Origin of the sequence: Paracoccus isoporae, assembly GCF_900101865.1 — a bacterium.
In the GTDB taxonomy this organism is placed as follows: Bacteria; Pseudomonadota; Alphaproteobacteria; order Rhodobacterales; family Rhodobacteraceae; genus Paracoccus; species Paracoccus isoporae.
This window is the reverse complement of the sequence record NZ_FNAH01000010.1, coordinates 1-20,231: the sequence shown is the minus strand read 5'-3', so window position 1 is coordinate 20,231 and position 20,231 is coordinate 1. Positions and strand designations below refer to the sequence as shown.

At 67.4% G+C, this 20,231-nt stretch carries 19 protein-coding genes and 3 tRNA genes; 8 read left to right on the top strand and 14 right to left on the bottom strand.

Going from position 1 to position 20,231, the window contains the following annotated elements:
- Positions 1 to 29 precede the first annotated feature (29 nt).
- Entirely contained in the window at positions 30 to 899 is an 870-nt protein-coding gene (locus BLT73_RS13930; RefSeq protein ID WP_245727340.1) for a TIGR02186 family protein, read from the bottom strand.
- On the bottom strand, positions 899 to 1,810 hold the full coding sequence (locus BLT73_RS13925; RefSeq protein ID WP_090524821.1) for a sulfite exporter TauE/SafE family protein: 912 nt from the start codon (positions 1,808 to 1,810) through the stop codon (positions 899 to 901). Before BLT73_RS13925 ends, BLT73_RS13930 begins: the two co-directional genes overlap by 1 nt.
- A gap of 130 nt (positions 1,811 to 1,940) precedes the next feature.
- Between BLT73_RS13925 and surE the strand changes: the two genes are divergently transcribed.
- The 3 genes from surE to BLT73_RS13910 all read left to right on the top strand — a co-directional run bounded on the left by surE (position 1,941) and on the right by BLT73_RS13910 (position 4,420).
- Complete coding sequence (gene surE, locus BLT73_RS13920) at positions 1,941 to 2,732, top strand: 5'/3'-nucleotidase SurE (protein WP_090524819.1); 792 nt, start codon at positions 1,941 to 1,943, stop codon at positions 2,730 to 2,732.
- A complete protein-coding gene (locus tag BLT73_RS13915; RefSeq protein ID WP_090524817.1) occupies positions 2,729 to 3,397 on the top strand; it encodes a protein-L-isoaspartate(D-aspartate) O-methyltransferase in 669 nt (222 codons plus the stop codon). Before surE ends, BLT73_RS13915 begins: the two co-directional genes overlap by 4 nt.
- A 69-nt stretch (positions 3,398 to 3,466) precedes the next feature.
- Positions 3,467 to 4,420, top strand: coding sequence for a M23 family metallopeptidase (locus BLT73_RS13910; protein WP_176805108.1), 954 nt, complete (start codon positions 3,467 to 3,469; stop codon positions 4,418 to 4,420).
- A gap of 489 nt (positions 4,421 to 4,909) precedes the next feature.
- Here BLT73_RS13910 and BLT73_RS13905 read toward each other — a convergent pair whose 3' ends face one another.
- From BLT73_RS13905 to BLT73_RS13895, 3 genes are read right to left on the bottom strand one after another with little or no spacing between them, the layout of a single operon-like run.
- Positions 4,910 to 5,605, bottom strand: a complete 696-nt coding sequence (locus BLT73_RS13905; RefSeq protein ID WP_090524812.1) for a hypothetical protein — start codon at positions 5,603 to 5,605, stop codon at positions 4,910 to 4,912.
- A gap of 23 nt (positions 5,606 to 5,628) precedes the next feature.
- The gene (locus BLT73_RS13900; protein WP_090524810.1) at positions 5,629 to 7,008 is read right to left on the bottom strand and encodes a TolC family outer membrane protein; all 1,380 of its coding nucleotides are present in this window, start codon (positions 7,006 to 7,008) and stop codon (positions 5,629 to 5,631) included.
- Positions 7,009 to 7,022: 14 nt separating this feature from the next.
- Positions 7,023 to 7,676: a protein-L-isoaspartate O-methyltransferase family protein gene (locus BLT73_RS13895; RefSeq protein ID WP_090524807.1), complete on the bottom strand. Its 654-nt coding sequence runs from the start codon at positions 7,674 to 7,676 to the stop codon at positions 7,023 to 7,025.
- Positions 7,677 to 7,806: 130 nt separating this feature from the next.
- Between BLT73_RS13895 and BLT73_RS13890 the strand changes: the two genes are divergently transcribed.
- The 3 genes from BLT73_RS13890 to BLT73_RS13880 all read left to right on the top strand — a co-directional run bounded on the left by BLT73_RS13890 (position 7,807) and on the right by BLT73_RS13880 (position 9,604).
- Positions 7,807 to 7,880, top strand: a tRNA-Cys gene (locus tag BLT73_RS13890).
- 22 nt (positions 7,881 to 7,902) lie between these two features.
- Positions 7,903 to 9,162: a 3-deoxy-D-manno-octulosonic acid transferase gene (locus tag BLT73_RS13885; RefSeq protein WP_245727339.1), complete on the top strand. Its 1,260-nt coding sequence runs from the start codon at positions 7,903 to 7,905 to the stop codon at positions 9,160 to 9,162.
- A 25-nt stretch (positions 9,163 to 9,187) separates the two neighbouring features.
- Positions 9,188 to 9,604: a DUF1178 family protein gene (locus tag BLT73_RS13880; protein ID WP_090524804.1), complete on the top strand. Its 417-nt coding sequence runs from the start codon at positions 9,188 to 9,190 to the stop codon at positions 9,602 to 9,604.
- Positions 9,605 to 9,628: 24 nt separating this feature from the next.
- Here BLT73_RS13880 and BLT73_RS13875 read toward each other — a convergent pair whose 3' ends face one another.
- The 7 genes from BLT73_RS13875 to BLT73_RS13845 form a co-directional block, all read right to left on the bottom strand.
- The gene (locus tag BLT73_RS13875) at positions 9,629 to 10,327 is read right to left on the bottom strand and encodes a fumarylacetoacetate hydrolase family protein (protein WP_090524801.1); all 699 of its coding nucleotides are present in this window, start codon (positions 10,325 to 10,327) and stop codon (positions 9,629 to 9,631) included.
- 39 nt (positions 10,328 to 10,366) lie between these two features.
- On the bottom strand, positions 10,367 to 12,622 hold the full coding sequence (gene ptsP, locus BLT73_RS13870) for a phosphoenolpyruvate--protein phosphotransferase (RefSeq protein ID WP_090524799.1): 2,256 nt from the start codon (positions 12,620 to 12,622) through the stop codon (positions 10,367 to 10,369).
- A gap of 39 nt (positions 12,623 to 12,661) precedes the next feature.
- A complete protein-coding gene (locus BLT73_RS13865; protein WP_090524796.1) occupies positions 12,662 to 13,921 on the bottom strand; it encodes an aspartate kinase in 1,260 nt (419 codons plus the stop codon).
- Positions 13,922 to 14,149: 228 nt separating this feature from the next.
- On the bottom strand, positions 14,150 to 15,079 hold the full coding sequence (locus BLT73_RS13860) for a class I fructose-bisphosphate aldolase (RefSeq protein WP_090524794.1): 930 nt from the start codon (positions 15,077 to 15,079) through the stop codon (positions 14,150 to 14,152).
- Between the two features lie 285 nt (positions 15,080 to 15,364).
- A tRNA-Asp gene (locus BLT73_RS13855) sits at positions 15,365 to 15,441 on the bottom strand.
- Between the two features lie 23 nt (positions 15,442 to 15,464).
- Positions 15,465 to 15,541, bottom strand: a tRNA-Asp gene (locus BLT73_RS13850).
- A gap of 45 nt (positions 15,542 to 15,586) precedes the next feature.
- The gene (locus BLT73_RS13845) at positions 15,587 to 16,744 is read right to left on the bottom strand and encodes an anhydro-N-acetylmuramic acid kinase (protein WP_245727338.1); all 1,158 of its coding nucleotides are present in this window, start codon (positions 16,742 to 16,744) and stop codon (positions 15,587 to 15,589) included.
- A 56-nt stretch (positions 16,745 to 16,800) separates the two neighbouring features.
- Between BLT73_RS13845 and tyrS the strand changes: the two genes are divergently transcribed.
- Positions 16,801 to 18,039, top strand: a complete 1,239-nt coding sequence (gene tyrS / locus BLT73_RS13840) for a tyrosine--tRNA ligase (RefSeq protein ID WP_090524957.1) — start codon at positions 16,801 to 16,803, stop codon at positions 18,037 to 18,039.
- Positions 18,040 to 18,066: 27 nt separating this feature from the next.
- On the opposite strand, the gene BLT73_RS13835 is transcribed toward tyrS, so the two are convergent.
- On the bottom strand, positions 18,067 to 19,290 hold the full coding sequence (locus BLT73_RS13835) for a glycosyltransferase family 61 protein (protein WP_090524792.1): 1,224 nt from the start codon (positions 19,288 to 19,290) through the stop codon (positions 18,067 to 18,069).
- A 93-nt stretch (positions 19,291 to 19,383) separates the two neighbouring features.
- Here BLT73_RS13835 and BLT73_RS17840 point away from each other — a divergent pair, with 93 nt between their 5' ends.
- Positions 19,384 to 19,749 (top strand): TRAP transporter large permease subunit, encoded by a 366-nt coding sequence (locus tag BLT73_RS17840; protein WP_245727337.1) that lies wholly within the window; start codon positions 19,384 to 19,386, stop codon positions 19,747 to 19,749.
- Positions 19,750 to 19,871: 122 nt separating this feature from the next.
- Here the strand turns inward: BLT73_RS17840 and BLT73_RS13825 are convergent.
- On the bottom strand, positions 19,872 to 20,231 hold a 360-nt coding region (locus BLT73_RS13825; protein WP_218132549.1), incomplete at its 5' end, for an electron transfer flavoprotein subunit alpha/FixB family protein.

The window sequence follows — 20,231 nt, the reverse complement described above, 5'->3', positions numbered from 1 at the left end:
GTCCCCGCGCCACCCCGCAAGCGGCCGGGCTATTTCCGTTGCAGCACCCGGAACGCGGCCGAGGCGCCCCAGCCCGCCGCCACCGCGATCAGCAGCGACAACAGCCCGTAGAGCAGCGGCCGTTCAAAGGCCAGCCGGTGCAGCCAGCGTTCCACCCCGACCTTGCGCACATCCAGCGGCGCGGAATAGCTGTCCACCACCCGGCCGTTGCGCAACAGAAAGATGCGGATCTTGTAATCCCCCTCGATCAGATTGGCGGGCAGGCGGAAATCGGCACGGAACAGCGTGTCGCGCGCCAGCCGGACCGCGCCCTCATCCAGCCGGTAGCTGCCATCCGCGATGCGCGAGACGATCATCGCCTCGGTGAAATCGGTCGGGTTCTCGACCGAGAAGGGGCGGGCGAAAGCCCGCATCGCCATCGGGATCGAGATGCGGTAGCGGGCATCCACCTCGCGGTTGAGGATCAGGTCCAGCGGCGCGGTGGAGGCCACGGAGTAGAAGCTGGGCGCAGATCCCACGACGACGCTTTCGGTGTTGACCCAGATGCCCAGCTTGCGCTCCTTGCGGCGGATGGTGACGCTGCGCGGCGGCCCCTCCACCGTCGCCACCACGTGCAGCAGGCTGTTCATCTGCACCGGCGTCTCGCGGCGCACCGCGCCATACAGGATGATGTCGGAGCCGTCGAAGCTGGCGGTGATCGACACCTCGTCCGATGACAGCCCGGCCACGACCTGCTCGCGCGCCTGCGGGCGGGGCCTGCGGAACCCGCCGCGATTGGCCTCGGGCGAGGGGAAGGACATGATCGGCGGCTCGACCGCGGCTTGCCCGCTTGCTGGCCCCGCCCCCGGCCCGGCGATCAGGGCCAGCATCACCGCCATGCCGCTCAGCCACGCCCGCATCACAGGATCCCCGGCGTCAGCGAATAGAGATTGTCCGGCCGCAGGAACAGATCCAGCGCCAGCTTGACGCAGACCGCCAGCACCACGAGCGCCAGCAGGATGCGCAGCTGTTCCGCCCGCAGGCGCGAGCCGATCTGGGTGCCGATCTGCGCCCCCGTCACCCCGCCCACGATCAGCAGCACCGCCAGCATGATATCGACGGTGTTGTAGCTGACCGCATGCATCAGCGTGGTAAAGGCGGTCACGAAGGTGATCTGGAACAGCGAAGTGCCGATCACAACCTTGGTCGGCATCCCCAGCAGATAGATCATCGCCGGCACCATGATGAAGCCCCCGCCCACCCCCATCATCGCCGACAGAACCCCCACGCACAGCCCCACCGCAAGCGGCGGGATCACGCTGAGATACAGACCCGAGGTGCGGAACTTCATGCGCAGCGGCAGGGCGTGGATCCAGCCGTGATGCCGCCGCCGGGCGCGCGCGCCCGACCTTGTGCGGCGCAGCGCGCGCAGGCTTTCGGCGAACATCATGCAGCCGACCACGCCCAGCATCACCACATAGCTGATCTGGACCACCAGCTCGACCTGGCCGATCCGTCGCAGCAGGTTGAACAGCAGCACCCCCAGCAGCGATCCGGTCAGCCCGCCCACCAGCAACACCGTGCCCATGCGGAAATCCACGCTGCGCTTCTTCACATGGCCGAGCACGCCCGAGATCGACGAGGCAACCACCTGGTTCGCCCCCGTGGCCACGGCAATGGCCGGCGGGATGCCGATGAAGAACAGAAGCGGGGTGATCAGGAATCCGCCACCCACGCCGAACATCCCGCTCATCAACCCGACGATGCCGCCAAGGCCGATCAGAGTGAAGGCGTTCACCGAAACCTCGGCGATCGGAAGATAGATCTGCATGAATCCCAACCCGTTGGTGGGCCTCGTCTAGCGCCGTGACCCGGTCCAGTCAAAGCCGCAATCGCATGAATTGCCCGGTTGCCGCCAATTCGGTCGGGGATTATCAGGGAGGGGGCAGGAAAGGGTCGATATGCGCATTCTCATCACCAATGACGACGGCATCAACGCACCCGGATTGCAGGTCGCCGAAGACATCGCCGCCGAACTCGCCGGACCGGAGGGCGAGGTCTGGGTCGTGGCCCCTGCCTTCGAGCAGTCGGGCGTAGCCCATTGCATCTCCTTCGCCCATCCCACCATGGTCGCCCGGCTGGAGGCGCGCCGCTATGCCGCCGAAGGCAGCCCGGCCGATTGCGTGCTGGCCGCGATCCATGACGTGATGGCTGAGGCGGCCCCCGACCTTGTGATCTCAGGCGTCAACCGCGGCAACAACTCGGGCGAGAACGTGGTCTATTCCGGCACGGTCGGCGGCGCGATGGAGGCCGCGCTGCAGGGCCTGCCGGCCGTGGCGCTGTCGCAGTATTTCGGGCCGGCCCTGGCCGACAGTTCCGATCCGTTCGGCTGCGCGCGCGCCCATGGCGCGGCAGTGATCCGGCGGCTTCTGGATTATGGTGACTGGACATCGGACGCCGACTACCGGCTGTTCTACAACATCAACTTCCCGCCCGTCCCCGCCGATCAGATGCGCGGGCTTCAGGTCGTCCCGCAGGGACGGCGGCACGGCGTGGGCTTCGGGGTCGAGCCCTTCACCGCCCCGAATGGCCGCCGCTATCTGTGGGTGCGCGGCGCGCCGCAGGATGCGCCCGCCACGCCGGACAGCGACGTGATGGTCAATCTCGACGGCTATGCCTCGGTCACGCCGCTGCGGGCGGACCTGACCTGCCATGCCTCGCTGCCCGGCCTGAAGGAGGCGCTTGAGGGATGAGCCCGGCCGGTCCCCATGACGACGATGCGGCGCAGGCCGAGCGCAAGATGCGCTTCCTGTTCCAGCTCCGCTCGCATGGTGTGACCGATCCGCGCGTCCTGGCCGCGATGGAGCGGATCGACCGCGGCGAATTCGTGCGCGGCCAGTTCGAGGACCGGGCCTATGACGACACGCCGCTGCCGATCCAGTGCGGCCAGACGATCAGCCAGCCCTCGGTGGTCGGGCTGATGACCCAGGCGCTGAACCCCGGCCCGCGCGACACGGTGCTGGAGGTGGGGACCGGCTCGGGCTACCAGGCGGCGGTGCTGTCGGGGCTGTGCCGCAGGGTCTACACGGTGGAACGCCATCGCCGGCTGGTGGCCGAGGCGGAGGCGCTGTTCCAGCGGCTGCGCCTGTCCAATATCACCGTGCGGCTGGCCGATGGCAGCTTCGGGCTGCAAGAACAGGCGCCGTTTGATCGCATAATCGTCACCGCCGCGGCGGAAGATCCGCCCGGCCCGCTCTTGGCGCAACTGAAAAACGGCGGTATCATGGTCGTGCCGGTCGGGCAGTCCGACGCGGTGCAGACATTGATCCGGGTCAACCGGACAGAGACAGGCTTTGAATATCACGAGCTGCGTCAGGTGCGTTTCGTCCCGCTGGTCGAGGGGCTGGGTCCGAGCTGAGACCCGGCGGATCGGCGCGGCGCACGCAATTCGCGGCAGGATCGTGACCGAATGGACGGGGCGCGAGGAATGAGCAGATCGGTGTATCGCGGCGTGATGGCGGTGTCGCTGAGCGCGGTGCTGGCGGGGTGCCAGGCATTTCCGGCCGTGCAACAGGATCTCGGCCGGCTCGGCGGGGTGATCGGCGGGGCGGGGCGCGCGAGCAACGCCACCGCCGCCCCCGCGGCCGGGGCCGAGGCGATGGTGCGCGACCCCTTCGCCGGTCAGGGCGTGGCCCAGCCCGATGTGCCCGGCGGCGGACGGACAAGCGCCGGCTCGCCCCCCGCGGTGGATGACGGTGCCACCTCCGGCAGCGCGACGGTTCCCGCCACCACGCATCGCGTCGTTGCGGGCGAGACCGGCTGGTCGATCGCCCGGCGCTACGGCATCACCATCCAGCAACTGGCCGAGGCCAACCAGCTGGACGAGTCCATGATGCTGCGTGTCGGGCAATCGCTCAACATCCCCGCGCGCAGCGGAACGACGGCCAGCCAGGACTCCTCGCCCGGCCAGGGCACGCCGACCCCCACCCCGCCATCGGCCTCGCGCCCCCTGCCCGACGAGGAGACCAGCCCCGCCTCCGCCCCGGTCGACAAGCCCGACACGCCCGATCTGGGCGCGACCCGGACCGGCGCCTCCGGCTCCGGGCAGTTCCGGATGCCGGTCTCCGGGGCGATCGTGCGCGCCTACAGCAAGGGCCGGAACGACGGGATCGACATCTCCGCCGCCAGCGGCACCCCTGTCGCGGCGGCCGGCAGCGGCACTGTCGTGGCCATCACCCGCGACCCGGAGAATGCGCCGATCGTGGTCATGCGCCATGCCAACAACCTGCTGACCGTCTATGCGGGGCTCTCCGGCCTGTCGGTGCAGAAGGGCGACCAGGTCAGCGCCGGACAGCAGATCGGCACGGCGGGCGCGAGCGGTGCGGTCCATTTCGAGGTGCGCGACGGGTTCGAGAGCCTGGATCCCGAGGATTATCTCTGAACGAACCTCCCGCGAGGATGGAACTGCGAAGATGGATGCGACGCGCTCCTCTCCCGGCGCCGGCGCTTCGATCCCTGCGGACTTGAGACCCGAGCGGCTCACCCAGGTCGAGATCATCGTGCGCCTCGATCACGGCCTTTACCCGCAATGCGTCCGTTGAGCACCGCACGATCAAGATCCCGCGCAGATTGGCAGCCATGCCCCGCAATCCTAGCCGCCATGCCGCGCATGTATCCGCGGTGCCCGGCAATCTATCCGCCGCGCCCCGCAATCTGTCCGCCGCGCCGCCCACGCTCGCCGCGATGCGGCGCAAGCGGGCCGCCTTGCAGCGCGGACGCGGCGCGACTTCGGCGCGGCCGGTTTTCAGCGGTGACCTCGCCTCACTCGGCGCGAACCGGATCGGCGGCGCGCATCGGCCGGAACCGGGACAGGTCTTGGCGCACCGGGCCGAAGCGGCGCGTCATCGGCGCGTCGGCCGCGGCACGGGGATCAGCGCGGCGCGCCCAACCCCTCGGCAATGGTGCCGGCCACTTCCTGCCGGATGGCGCGGCGCAGGTTGCGGCTGATCCGCTCCCCCAACTCGCCATGCAGCTCCTGCCGGATCACGTCGCGAACGAGGCTGCGCAACATGTCGCCGCCCGCCGGCGCATCGCGATCCTCCGCCGTGTCGCTGGCAAACAGATCGAAGCCCGGACCGGCAACCGGGGCGGTCCCTGCATCCGGCTGGTCATATTCGGTGAGCATCATCTCGGTCGTCTCCTGCAATGTCATGCTGTCATCCGGCGCTGGGCCGGACGCGATTGGCTTTGCCGTCCGGCAGGCGGGCGTTGGGTGATCGCCGGTTTCAGGCGGTCCCGCCGCCACCGCCAGGTCGCGCGCGCCCGCATCGGCCATATCGCTCTGCCCAGCGGAATGCAGAGCCTGCGTCGGGTCCGGCACCAGCAGAAGTGGCCGTCCAGGCAGCGGCGTAGCGTCGGCGCCGTGCCCGTCTTCGGCCTTATCCCCATCATCGGCGCGGGAGGCGGCGGCAGGAAACAGCGGCGCACCCGACTCCACGGGCTCGCTGCACATCGCGTCCATGTCATCCGGATCCGCCTCATCCTGCGCGATCAGACGCCGGATGGAGGCCAGCACATCACCGATGTCCTGTGGCTGCTGCGGGAGGGCGGCATGTGCTTCAGCCATGCGCGCCCCCGGTTTTCAGCGCATCAGTTGCCGCGATTGAGCGCCCGCAGCACGCGGTCGAGATTTTCGCCCTGGCGGCTGGTATAGGGCGCGTCGCGCACCGCGTTGTAATATTCGGATGGGTCATAGGTCGGTATTCCCAGGTTGAGGTCTTCCACCGTCAACAAACCCATAGCCGCCAAGAGTTGATAATGTGCTAATTGCAGCGTGGCCTCTGCCGAGATCAGATCGGCCCGCGCCTCCAGCAGCGATTGCTCGGCATCCAGAACGTCCAGCGTCGTGCGCGCGCCCAGTGTCGCCTCCTCGCGCACCCCGTCATAGGCCTGCTGCGCAGCCGAGATCTGCTCGTTGATGGCGCCGATCTGGGCCGACGCCACCTCGATATTCGCCCAGGCCGTGCCGACCGCCTGGGTCACCTGGCGCGACGTGTTCAGCAGCGCCGAGCGCGCCGCGTCGCGATTGGCCATCGCCTTGCGATGCGCCGCCGACAGCCGCCCGCCGGTATAGATCTGCTGCGACAATTGCAGCCCCACCACGGCCTGGGTGTCGCCGTCCTTGTTGGTCTGCGCGCTCGCCGTGCCGGCCAAGGTCGGATTGCGTTCGACGGCAGCGGCGACCACGGCCAGCTCGGCCGCCGCGACCTCGCGGCTGGCCTGCAAGATGGCCGGATGGTTGCGCTGCGCAGTGGTCTGCGCGGCCGCGACCGAGCCCGGCCGGTTCGGCAGCGGGGGCGGCGCGTCAAGCCCTTGCGGCGGCGCGCCGGTCGCGGCGGCATAGTTTTCGCGCGCAACCTCCAGTTCGCCCTCGGCCGCGGACAGCGCGGCGCGCGACGCCGCAAGCTGCGCATTCGCCAGCGCCACATCGGTCACGGTGATCTCGCCCACGTCGAAGCGGTCCTGCGCGGCCTGCAATTCCTGGCCCAGAACCCGCACCGAGTTCTGCTGCAGATCCACCTGTTCCAGCGCCGCGCGCACGTCCATATAGGCCTGCACCGCGGTCAGCAGGATGTCCTGCTCCACCGCGACAAGCGCGTAGCGCGTGGACAGCACGGTTTCCTTCGCCATGTCGATCGCGGCTTGCGAGCGGCCGAAATCATACAGCGTCATCGACGCCGTCAACTCCAGCGTCGTCGTGGTCGACTCCGCGCCGTTGAAATCGGTAAAGTTATGGCTCAGCGCCCATTCCACCACCGGCCGCAGAGAGGCCATGGCGGTTGCCACATCTTCATCCGCCGCGCGCAGCACGGCCCGGTTCTGATCGAGAAGGGCGGAGTTGCGATAGGCCGCAACCAGCGTGTCACCGAGCGATTCCGCCAGGGCGGGCAGCGCCACCCCCGACAGCATGGCCGCCAGCGTCACCCGACGCAGGGCGGATTGGCAGCGCTTACCGATACTGAACTTCATGCGATTACCAGCCCCTAGAACTCGAACCCAACAGACTTGACGAAACCCGGCAATAACGGCGCCGAGCCATTAAAGGAATAGCGCCAGCTTATCTTGCCATCCAGCTTGTGGCCGATCCGCGCGATGCCCAGATGCCCCTCGAGGAAGATCGCGCCGATCCGCCCGCCCTCGCGAAGCTGATCCGCGATCGCATCCGGCAGCGCCTCGATGCCTGCGCCGATCAGGATCACGTCATAGGGCGCCTGCCCCGCGTAACCCCCGGCCAGATCGCCGGTCACGACGGCCACATTGTCGATCCCCTGTTCCGACAGGATGGTCTCGGCCCGGCGGGCCAGGTCCTCATCCGATTCCAGCGCCACCACCGCCTGAGCCAGCCGCGCCATCACCGCGGCATCATACCCCAGCCCTGCAGCCACGTTCAGCACCAGCTCGTCGGGCTGGATATTCAGCGCGTCCAGCAGCTTGGAGATGTTGCGCGGCTCCATCAGCCAGCGCCCGGAGCCGAGCGGGATCGCGTCTTCGGCATAGGCGACGGATTGCCGCCCGTCGGGCACGAAGGCCTCGCGCGGGACGGCCAGCATGGCATCGATGACGGGGTATTTCGTGACATCGCTGGGCCGCACCTGCGTATCCACCATGACGGTGCGGGCCTGGGTGAAGTCGACCATGTGGAGAGCCTTTGAATTGCGTTGCCCTTTCTTGCCATGAATGAACAGGATGGGCAACTTTCCGTTTGCACATGGTTAGCGCTTGCATGGCCCGCCGGGTTCGATTATCCCGAGCGGACCTCAGACCGGCGGTGGGTTGGCGGAGAGGTTACGCACCGGATTGCAAATCCGTGAAGACCGGTTCGATTCCGGTACCCACCTCCACGCCACGCCCCCTGCCCCGAACATGGAACACCCGCCGTTGCTCTATCGCAGCGCATCCTGGCTGGCCGGTGCAGCAGCCCGGCCCTTCGCCGGCCCCGAGATGGCCGAGCGGCTGGTGCTGGACCGCCCGGCGCAGGCTGCGCCTGCATCGATCTGGCTGCATGGCGCCAGCGTGGGCGAGCTGATCTCCGCCCGGCCGATCATCGACCGGCTGGCCGAGCGGGTGGCGCTGATCGTCACCGCCAACACCACCACCGGGCGCGACATGGCGCGGGGCTGGGGGCTGAGGGCGCGGCTGGCGCCCCTGGACACGCCGCAGGCGCTGCATCGCTTCATCGATCGCCATCGTCCGACGCTGGCGCTGACGCTGGAAAACGAGCTCTGGCCAAACCGCTCGGCGCTGCTGGCAGAGGCCGGGATAAGCCAGATGGTGATCGGGGCGCGCATGTCCGAACGCTCCGCCCGGCGATGGCGCAGGCTGCCCTGGCTGATCCGGCCGATCCTGCGCCGCATCGACCGGCTTTCGGCGCAAAATGCCGGCAGCGAGGAGCGGCTGATCTCGCTGGGCCTGCCGGACACGGCCCTGATGCCGCGCGTGCAACTCAAACTGCTGGGTCCGGCCGGGACCCTGCCCGAACCGCATCCCGAGACGCGCGAGCGCACGATCCTGGCCGCCTCCACCCATGACGGGGAAGATGACCAGATCATCGAGGCGTTCATGGTGGCGCGCCGCCACGTGCCGGGGCTTCGGCTGATTATCGCCCCCCGCCACCCGGTGCGGGGGGATGACGTCGCGGCACTGCTGGCGGCGCGGGGGCTGAACCCGGCGCGCCGCTCGCAGGGCGGGGACGAGACCGCGCCGGTCCTGCTGGCCGACACGCTGGGCGAGATGGCGCGGTGGTATGACGCGGCGGCCATCTGCATCACCGGCGGCTCGCTGGTGGCCAAGGGCGGGCATACTCCGTGGGAGCCCGCCGCCCATGGCTGCGCCATCCTGCACGGGCCGCATGTCGCCAATTTCTCCGAAGATTACGCGCTGCTGCACGCCGTGGACGGGGCCGAGACGCTAGCGCAAGAGGCCGGTGCCACGCTGGCCCGGCTGGCCGCCGCGCCGTCCGAGGCGGCGGCGATGGGCGACCGCGCCAGGGCGCTGCTGCGCGAGCGTGCGGGCGACGCCGCACCGCTTCTGGCCGAAATCCTCGCTGCGGTGGGGGGCGGGGCTCCGCCGCCAGAAACCCGCCCCGACATTGAAGATGCGCCCGAAAACCCCGATATGCGTTAGGCGCAGCGGCGAAAGGAGCAATTGTTTGATCCGCTATGACCTCACCTGCAAGGACGGGCATCGGTTCGATGGCTGGTTCGCCTCGTCCGGGGCGTTCGAGCGTCAGCGTGACGCGGGTCAGATCGGATGCGCGGTCTGTGGCGTGACGCAGGTGGACCGGGCGCTGATGGCACCGGGCGTGCCGGCGAAAGCGAACCGGCTGCGCGATGCGGGCAGGAATGCGGCCGAGAAATCCCCGCTGGAACAGTTGCGGGCGCAGATCGAGGACAACTCCGACTATGTCGGGCTGCGCTTCGCCGACGAGGCCCGCGCCATGCATGAAGGCCGCAGCGACAAGCGTTCGATCCACGGCGAGGCGAAGCCCGAGGAGGCCCGCGCCCTGATCGAGGACGGGGTGCCCATCGCGCCCCTGCCCTTCATCCCGAAGCGACAGACGAACTGACGCCGCCCGCTTCTGCCGCGCAGGTCAGTCAGGATCGATAAAGGTCACGGAGACGGGCGCCAGACCTTCCACATCACCGACCAGATGATTGCCCGGCGCGACCGGCCCCACCCCGGCGGGCGTCCCGGTCATCAACAGATCTCCCGGCGCCAGGTGATAAAGCTGCGACAGGCGCGACAGAAGCTCCGGCACCGTCCAGACCATATCCGAGAGCGGCGCGTCCTGGCGCAGTTCCCCATCCAGTCGCAGCCGGATGCGCTGATCGCGCAACGGCCCCATCTCGGCAGCTTGGGTGATCGGGCCGATAATGGCCGATTCCTCCACATCCTTGCCGACATCCCACGGGTTGCGCCCCTGCTTGGCGCGCGCCTGAAGATCGCGCCGGGTCATGTCCAGCCCGACCGCATAACCGTAGATCGCGGCACCTGCCTCCTCCGGGCTGGCCTTGAAGAGCGGCGCACCCAGCACCGCGCAGAGCTCGACCTCGTAGTGATAATCCTCGGTGCCCGGCGGATAGTTGCTCTCCATCCCCGTCGGCAGATAGGCGAGCGCAGACTTGGTGAAAAAGATCGGCTGTTCGCGATCCACCTGGTGCCCCATTTCCGCCGCATGGGCGGCATAGTTCCGCCCGACACAGAAAATCCGGTGCAGCGGATAGCGACGCGGTTCGTTCTGCACCGGGATGGCCGGCCAGGGTGGAGACGGGAATAGATTATCGGTCATGGGAACTCCTGCAAAACACTCGGACAAGCTGCCGCCAGCCTAGCCCGGCCCGCCGTTGCGCGCCAGAAACTCGGTGACGGCGCGGCGCACCGGCTGACCGTCCGCCCGCGCCTGATCCACCACCTCGCGCAGATCACGGATCGAGATGCTGCGGATCAGATGCTTCACCGGACCGATCGAGGCCGGGCGCATCGACAGCCGCCGGATGCCAAGTGCTGCGAAGGTCAGCGCCTCGACCGGACGACCGGCATCTTCGCCACAGAAGGACAGCGACACGCCGGCAGCCTCGCAGCGCGCGATGATCTGGTCGAGCAGCGACAGGAACGGCTCGCTAAGCGTGTCGTATCGCCGCCGCACCCGCTCGTTCTCGCGATCGGCGGCAAAGAAGAACTGCTTGAGATCATTGCCTCCGATCGAGACGAAATCGCAGGCGCGGAAGAAGCTCACCGGCGCGAAGGCCAGCGACGGCGTCTCCAGCATCGACCCCACCCGGATGTCCAACGGCAGGGGGCGGCCGAATTGCTGTTCGCGCGCCAACTCCTCCATCAGCATCTTCTGGGCCTCGCGGAACTCCGACGGCTCGGCCACGAAGGGAAACATCACATGCAGCGGCCGGCCCGCCGCGGCGCGGATCAGCGATTGCAACTGCATGCGCAACACGCCGCGCTTGTCCAGCCCGACCCGGATCGCGCGCCAGCCCATCGCCGGGTTGGGCTCGTCCTGCGGTTTCATATAGGGCAGCACCTTGTCGGACCCGATATCGACGGTGCGGAACACCACCGGCCGGCCCTTCGCCGCATCCATCACCCGCGTATAGAGCGCCACCAGCTCGGACCGGCGCGGCACGCGGGTGCGGGTCAAGAACTGCAACTCGGTGCGGAACAGCCCGACGCCTTCGGCGCCGGAGTTCTCCAGGCTGGGCAGATCGGCCATCAGCCCGGCATTCATGTGCAGCTCGACCCGCGTGCCGCATACCGAGCGCGCCGGCTGATCGCGCAGCCCGGCATAGCGCGACTGTGCGGCGGCCTGCATGGCAATCTTGTCGCGAAACGCCGCCGCGACGCTGTCCTCGGGGCGCAGATGCACGAAGCCGCCATCGCCATCGACCAGGATCGGATCGCCGTTCAACGCATCCGTGGTGATCCGGCTGGCATGGATCACCAGCGGAATCGCCAGCGCACGGGCGACAATGGCGGCGTGGCTGCCGACGCTGCCCTCCTCCAGCACCACGCCTTTCAGCTTGCGCCCGTATTCCAGCAGCTCCGCAGGGCCGATATTGCGCGCGATCAGGATCGGATCGTCCGGCATCTCGGCGCCGGTATCGCTGCCCTGCCCGCTGAGGATCCGCAACAGCCGGTTGGACAGATCATCGAGATCATGCAGCCGGTCGCGCAGATAGGGATCGGCGGCCATTTCCAGCCGGGCGCGGGCCTGGGACTGCTCCTTCTCCACCGCAGCTTCGGCAGACAGGCCGAGCGCGATATCCTCCTCCATCCGCTTCAGCCAGGAGCGCGAATGGGCGAACAGCCGGTAGGCCTCCAGCACCTGGCTGTGATCGCTGTCGGCGATCAGATCGGCATCGGCCAGCATCTTGTCGACTCGGGTGCGCAGCGTGGCCACCCCCTCATGCAGCCGGGCCTTTTCCTTCTTGGGATCGTCGCCGACCGGGTTGGCCACCACCACGCGCGGCTCGTGCAGCCAGACCCGCCCCTCGGCCGCGCCTTCCTGCCCGCTCGCGCCGCGGAAGAAACTGGGGAAGCGATGGGCCAGCGGCAGGCTGTCCTCGGTCGTGCCCTGGAACGCGCCCAGCTCGGCCATCTCGGCCAGCACCATGGCGACGACCTCCAGCCCGTAGACATCGTCATCGGTGAACATCCGCGCCTCGCGCGATTGCACCACCAGCACGCCCAGCTTCTCGCCAAGCCGCTGGATCGGCACGCCGAGGAAGGAGGAATACACCTCCTCCCCGGTCTCCGGCATGAAACGGAACCCCGGCTCGGAGGGCGCATTGGCGCTGTTGACATATCGCCCGGTCCGGGCGACGCGGCCGACCAGCCCCTCACCCAGGCGCAGCCGTGTCTGATGCACGGCCTCGGCTTTCAGCCCTTCGGTGGCGCAAAGCTCCAGCGTGTCGGCATCGCGGAACAGATAGACCGAACACACCTCGGTGCCCATCGAATCGGCAATGTGATGGGTGATGCTGTCCAGCCGGTCCTGTCCCGCCCCGGCCGAGCCGAGCGTATCGCGCAACCGCCTGAGCAGGCGCCGGGAATCGCTGTCCTTCCGCTGCGGCATCGTCCCTCGCCAACGCCGCAAAACCTGCGGCTGAATTTGTTAAACCGACTTCTCCAACTCGAACGCATCATGCAGTGCCTGCACCGCCAACTCCATGTATTTGCGGTCGATCAGGACGGAAATCTTGATCTCGGAGGTCGAGATCACCTTGATATTGATGTTTTCATCGGCAAGTGCCCGAAACATGCGCGCCGCCACCCCGGCATGGGACCGCATCCCGATGCCCACCACGCTCACCTTGGCAACATCCGTGTCTACGACCAGCTCGTCATACTGGATCGTGCCGGCCTGGCGGGCATCCTCCATCGCCTTCTTCGCGCGCTCGACCTGGTTGATCGGGCAGGAGAAGGTCATGTCGGTGACCGAACCCTGATGATCCTCGAAATTCTTCTCCGAGATGTTCTGGACGATCATGTCCACATTCACCCCGGCATCGGCCAGCGGCGCGAATATCGCGGCCGAGATGCCGGGCCGGTCCTCGACCGTGACCAGCGTCACCTTCGCCTCGTCCCGCGAGAAGGCCACCCCGTTTACGACTTTCGATTCCATGATCTCATCCTCATCGCAGACCAATGTGCCGGAGCTCTCATCCGTATCCTCGAAAGAGGACAGCACCCGCAGCCGGACATTATAGCGCATCGCCAGCTCGACCGACCGGGTCTGGAGCACTTTCGCACCCAGGCTGGCCAGTTCCAGCATCTCCTCGAAGGCGATCCGGCCCAGCTTGCGCGCCTTCGACGTGATGCGGGGATCGGTCGTATAGACCCCGTCCACATCGGTATAGATGTCGCAGCGCTCCGCCGCGAAGGCGGCCGCAAACGCGACGGCAGTGGTGTCCGACCCGCCACGCCCCAGCGTGGTGACGCGGCCATCCGGCCCGATCCCCTGGAAGCCTGCGACCACGGCGACCCGGAAGCCCTCGGCGAATTTCTGGTCCAGATTGGCGCGCGGAATATCGACAAAACGGGCGGCGCTGTGCGCGTCGGTCGTGTTGATCGGCACCTGCCAGCCCTGCCAGGACCGCGCCGGCACATCCATGCCCTGCAGGGTCAGCGCCATCAGCCCGGCGGTGACATTCTCGCCCGAGCTGACCACCGCATCATATTCCCGCGCATCGAACAGCGGCGCGGTCTGCTCGACCCAGCCCACCAGCTCGTTGGTCTTGCCCGACATGGCGCTGACGATGACGATCACGTCATAGCCGCGCTCCACCTCGCGCTTGACCTTGGCGGCCGCGTTCCTGATCCGGTCGAGATCGGCGACCGACGTGCCGCCGAATTTCATCACCAGCAAGGGCATGCTGTCCCTCCGTACCCGCCGGGCGGGATCTTCAAATCGGCCATCTTCTATGGCCGCATCGCGACACGCGCAAGGCCAGGCCGGGGACTGGGTGAAAAAATGCCGCATCACGGGCAGATAGCGCCCGCCGCTCAGGCAACGCGAAAGGGCCGCCCGCGCGGGTCCGGCCCTTCTTCTTCACCCCAATACCCCGGGGTCCGGGGCAGCGCCCCGGTCCGGCGGCGGCGATCAGTCGCGCCCCTTGTAGATGTCGACCAGCTTGCCCAGCATCTGCAGCGCATCCTCGCGCGAGCGCTGGAAGCTGTTGCGCCCGATGATCGAGCCGTTGCCGCCGCCGTCGCGAATCGCGCGCGCGTCGTCATAGACCGCATCCGCGCCCTTGGCCGCGCCGCCAGAGAACACCACGATCCGGCGGCCGCCAAAGGCCGCCTCCATGCAATGCGCCACCCGCGCCGCCTGGGTGGAGATGTCGATCTTCTGCGCCTCGTAGACCTTCTTGGCGTCCTTGTTCTCCAGATGGTCGGTGGACAGCTTGATCTTGATGATATGCGCGCCCAGAAGTGCCGCGATCTGGGCGGCATAGGCGGCGATGTCGATGGCCGTCTCGCCGTCCTTGCTCAGCGATTCCCCGCGCGGATAGGACCAGATCACGGTCGGAATGCCGACCGCGGCGGCCTCGGCCCGCATCTCGGAGATCTCCTCGAACATATCCAGCGCCATGTCCGAACCCGGATAGATGGTGAAGCCGATGGCCGAGCAGCCGAGCCGCAGCGCGTCCTGCACGGTCGCCGTGACCGCCTGGTTCTTGCCGGCGGTCTCCGACATCAGGCTGTTGGCGCTGTTGCATTTCAGAATGGTCGGCATCTGGCCGGCAAACGTGTCGGCCCCCGCTTCCAGCATCCCGAGCGGCGCGGCAAAGGCGTTCAGCCCCGCATCGAGCGCCAGCCTGTAGTGATAATGCGGGTCATAGCCGGCCGCATTCGGTGCGAAGCTGCGCGCCGGGCCATGCTCGAAGCCCTGATCTACCGGCAGGATGATCATCTTGCCAGTGCCGCCCAGCCGTCCATGCGACAGCATGCGGCACAGATTGCCCTTCACGCCGGGATTTTCGCCCTCGTAATTGGCGAGGATTTTCTTGACGATGTTCGAGGCCTTCATGGCGTCCCCCAGAAAGTGAGTTTCACCGGGTCTTAGCAGAGCAAGGGCGCTGAACAAGTTTTGGTAACGCTAACGACCACTGTTAACGCTAATATTTTGCTGTTAGCGGAGGAAATCGCCGTCGCGAGTGGAATCGGCTGTGATGCGCGCGCAGGCCGGCGGGCCGCGCGATGCGGGCGCAGAGGGCAAGAGCATCGGTCCGGTCCGCCACATCGGCCAGACAACCGGACATCCCTTGCGACCGGCAACCGGCTGCGGCAGGGACGCTTTTCATGGATGCAAAAATGGCGCGGTTGACGGGGCTCGAACCCGCGACCCCCGGCGTGACAGGCCGGTACTCTAACCAACTGAGCTACAACCGCGCATCATTTTCGGGCGATGGTGGTGGCGCGGTTGACGGGGCTCGAACCCGCGACCCCCGGCGTGACAGGCCGGTACTCTAACCAACTGAGCTACAACCGCATGCTCACCAACCCCGGCATGATCGCCCGCCGGGGTAGCGGGGATTTACGCGCAGTGACCCGAGCCGTCAAGCGATGAATCGGAAATAATCCGCTCTGGCCGTCGGCCGGGGCTGATCCGACCGCCGCAGACCGGCGCGAGAACCCCGGTGGTGGATGGACCGGAGGTCGCAAGCCCGCGCAGCACCCGCACCGCCAGCCAGCCGAAGGCCTGCGCCTCCAGCATGTCGCCATCCAGCCCGATCGCCTCCACCGGGACGACCGGGCAGGACAATCGCGCCGTCAGCGCCGCCATGATCGCCGCATTGTGCCGCCCGCCGCCGCAGACGAGCACCCGCGTGGGCGGTGCCGGCACATGATCCATTCCCGCCCCGACAGAGGCGGCAATCGCCGCGACCAGCGTCGCCGCGGCATCGGCATCGGACAGGCTGCGCACCGACGCGGACAGCGCGCCGAATGCGGCGCGGTCCAGCGATTTGGGCACCGGCCGGGCAAAATACGGATGTGTCAGGAACTCATCCACCACGCGCGCATGCACCCGCCCCGAGGCTGCAAGCACCCCGCCCTCATCCCGCGCGCCAAGCCCGCGCGCCCGCATCAGGTCGTTCAGCGGTGCATTCGCGGGACCGGTATCAAAGGCCAGACAGCCCTGCTCCGGCCCTTCGGCGCGCGGATCGACCCATGTCAGATTGCCGACCCCGCCGAGATTGAGAAACACGACCGGCGCGGCCTCCATCTTTCCCGCGCGCAGCGCCCAGTCGGCACAGGCCCAATGGAAGAACGGAGCCAGCGGCGCGCCCTGCCCGCCCCGGCGGACATCCTCGGTGCGGAAATCCCAGACCACGCGCCGTCCGGTCCGCCGGGCCAGATCGGCCCCCGACCCCGCCTGGTGCGTGCCGCGCCCGCCCGGATCATGGGCCAGCGTCTGACCGTGATAGCCGATCAGCTCCGCCTCCGGGAAATCGGCTGCAAGCGCGGCGTGGGCCGCGACCGACAGATCGGCGGCATCATCCACCCCCGGCGCGCCGGGCCACAGGCCGAGTGCCGCGTGCAGCACCTCGCCCTCATTGCCGGAATAGGCGCGATAGGCCGAGCGGCCGAAACCGCCGATCCGCTGCCCATCGGTTTCGATCAGCGCCGCGTCCACCCCGTCGAGCGAGGTGCCCGACATCATGCCGAGTGCAAGGATCATGCTGCCTGTCATGGGTTTTCCTTCCCTCTTTGCCCCGGTATATCCGGCCCATCGAGAAGGAAAAAGACATGGCCCCGACCCCCAAATCCGAATTCCTGCGCGTGATCATGGAGCGCGGCTTCCTGGCCGACTGCACCGATCTGACCGCGCTCGACGAGGCGCTGATCGAAGGACCGGTCACCGCCTATATCGGATATGACGCGACGGCGGCGTCGCTGCATGTCGGCCATCTTCTGAACATCATGCTGCTGCGCTGGTTCCAGAAGACCGGCAACCGCCCGATCACGCTGATGGGCGGCGGCACCACCAAGGTCGGCGATCCGTCCTTCCGCAGCGACGAACGCCCGCTTCTGGGCCCTGAACAGATCCGGTCCAATATCGACGGGATGCAGCGGGTCTTCGCGCAATATCTCGATTACGGCGATGACAAGGCGCTGATGCTGAACAATGCCGAATGGCTGGACGGGCTGAACTATCTCGATTTCCTGCGCGATATCGGGCGGCATTTCAGCGTGAACCGGATGCTGTCCTTCGAGTCGGTGAAATCGCGGCTGGATCGGGAACAGTCGCTGAGCTTCCTCGAATTCAACTACATGATTCTTCAGGCCTATGACTTCCTCGAACAGTTCCGGCGCTATGACTGCCGGCTGCAGATGGGCGGCTCGGATCAATGGGGCAATATCGTCAACGGGGTGGATCTGACCCGCCGGGTGCTCGACCGCGAGGTCTGGGGGCTGACCACGCCGCTGCTGACCACATCGGACGGGCGCAAGATGGGCAAGTCGCAGGGCGGGGCCATCTGGCTGAATGGCGAGATGCTGAGCCCGTATGAATTCTGGCAGTTCTGGCGCAACACCACCGACGCCGATGTCGGCCGGTTCCTGAAGCTGTACACCGAATTGCCGGTCGAGGAATGCGAGCGTCTCGGCGCGCTGTCCGGCTCGGAGATCAACGAGGGCAAGATCCGGCTGGCCAACGAGGTGACGACATTGCTGCACGGGTCCGAGGCCGCCGCCTCGGCCGAGGCCACCGCGCGCGAGGTGTTTGAGCAGGGCGGCGCGGGCGGTGATCTGGAAGTCGTGACCATCGCCGCCGACGCGCTGCCGCTGTCGATCGTGCAGCTTCTGGCCCAGACCGGCATCACAGGGTCGGGCAAGGAGGCCAAGCGGCTGATCGCCGAGGGCGGGCTGAGGCTGAACAACGCCCCGGTCGGCGACCCGCAGGCGCAGCTCGATGCCGGCATGATCGGCGAGGGGCTGAAGATCTCGGTCGGCAAGAAGAAGCACCGGATGCTGCGGCTGGCATAGGGCCGCGACCGGGGCGGGCCGCCGCGCTCAGTCCTTCTGTCCCCGGCGCTGCCGCGCCAGGCTGAACAGGCTGACATGGCGGCGGCGCTGCCGCCGCTTCTTGCCGGAGAGGGACTGGTTGGGGCGCACGACCTCGTACATGTCTGCGCCGAGTTCGGCCCCGATCTCTTTCAGGCGGTCGCGAAACGCCAGATGCGGGCTGTTGCGCCACGCGCCGGGATCCGCAATCAGACCCATCTCGTGCAGCCGCTTTCCGGCAGCCTCGAAATCCAGCACGCCGAACACCGACAGCGCCGAGCGCCGGACCCCGGCAGGCGACCATCCGCCCGGCTCCGCGCTGATGACAGTGACCTCCCCGGCCCCGAAGCGGCGCAATTGTTCAGCCTGGATGAACACCTCGGGGGCCGGGCGCCGCTGGAACATCACGATCCGCTGGGACGGGTTGGTGACGAGGGCGGCGAGGTGGAAGGCCGAGCCGTCCACCCCCGCGATCACCTCTGCCGCCTTGAACTGGGCGATCTGGTCTTCGAGACTGTGGTCCTGGGGATGGAAGGGCAGATATCCGGCCTCGCTCAGCAGCGCCTCGAGCCTGGCCTCCTCGACCAGCGAGCCGTGGCGGCTGTCGAAACCGGTCCGCGAGATATAGATCCGCTTCGCGCCGGCGGGTGCGATCTTCTTTGCAAAGCGGCTCTGGAACATCTCGCGATATTCCGGGGCCCCATACATCAGCTCCAGCCCGCCCGCACCCTGCATGGGGATCGTCAGCCGTTCCAATCTGACCGGTTCGCGCGGCATGACAAGCGGCGGCATCGGCAGATCGCAGAGATCCAGGAACGCCTTCAGCCGCGCGGTCACCGCGTCACGATCCGCGTTCGGCTGGATCAGCAGCGCCATACCGTCATACGCCGCCGGAAACCGGGCCAGATGCCAGAACCGCGCCATGGTTTCGAGCAGGAAATGCCCGAACTGCCCGATATAGTGGCCCGCATAGAAATACTGACCGGGCAGCGTTTCGAACGGACCGCCCGGCACCGGCGGAAACTCGGTCGCGGCGTTACGGGTGTAATGCCAGCCCTGAGCCAACTCGACTGGAGTCAGGTCGCTCCTGAAGATCCCCGCCTCGACCACCCAGCTCCGCGGTTTCACCGCTGGAACCATCACCGCATCATCCACGATCTCGACCCGGTCCGCGATGCTGCACTCCGGGTCGAGGTCGAACCGGCGCACTGGTTGGATTTGCGGCTCGGTCATTCTAGGAGCACCGGAATCGTGTCGTGCGCAACTGGGCCCCCGTCGATGGCTGCGAAGATCGTTCTGGCCTCCGACCTTCCTACAGGAGCCGCGATGCGGTTTTCAATCTGCGGCCTGCAACTTTCTGGCTGTGCAGGGAAATATCGCTGCGCGCCGCATGATGATCCGGCGCGGGGCCGACCCTTAGGCCTCGCGCCGGATCTCGCGGTACTCGGCTATTGCGCCCCAGACGCCGACGTGCTGTTCACCAGTTCTGCCCAGAAGTTGCTCTCGGGGCTGGAGAATTACGGCCTGCTGGCGATCCTGCTGTTCCAACTGACCGGCGAGATGATGAACGAGGGCGGGATGGCCCGCCGGCTCATCAATGCTGCCCGCGTATTTGTCGGCGGATTCCGCGGCGGGCTGGCCTATATCAACCTGCTCGCCAATATGTTCATGGCCGCGATGATCCCGGAGTGAACCGATCCCGAATTCGTCCTGCCGACGCGAGGTTGACGCGCAGGCATTGCCCTGCGTGTCACCGCAAAGGGCCCGCCGTGTGGCGGGCCCTTGTCCGGGTATTTTCGTGAAGAAGAAGCGGATCAGAGCTTTTCGGTCAGTTCCGGCAGGATCTGGAACAGATCGGCCACCAGGCCGTAATCGGCGACCTGGAAGATCGGGGCCTCCTCATCCTTGTTGATCGCCACGATGACCTTGGAATCCTTCATCCCCGCAAGGTGCTGGATCGCGCCGGAGATGCCGACGGCGACGTAGAGCTCGGGCGCGACCACCTTGCCGGTCTGGCCGACCTGCCAGTCATTCGGCGCATAGCCCGAATCCACCGCCGCGCGGGACGCACCGACCGCGGCGCCCAGCTTGTCGGCCAGCGTCTCGATCAGCGCGAAGTTTTCCTCGGACCCCACGCCGCGCCCGCCGGAGACCACGCGGCCGGCCGAGGTCAG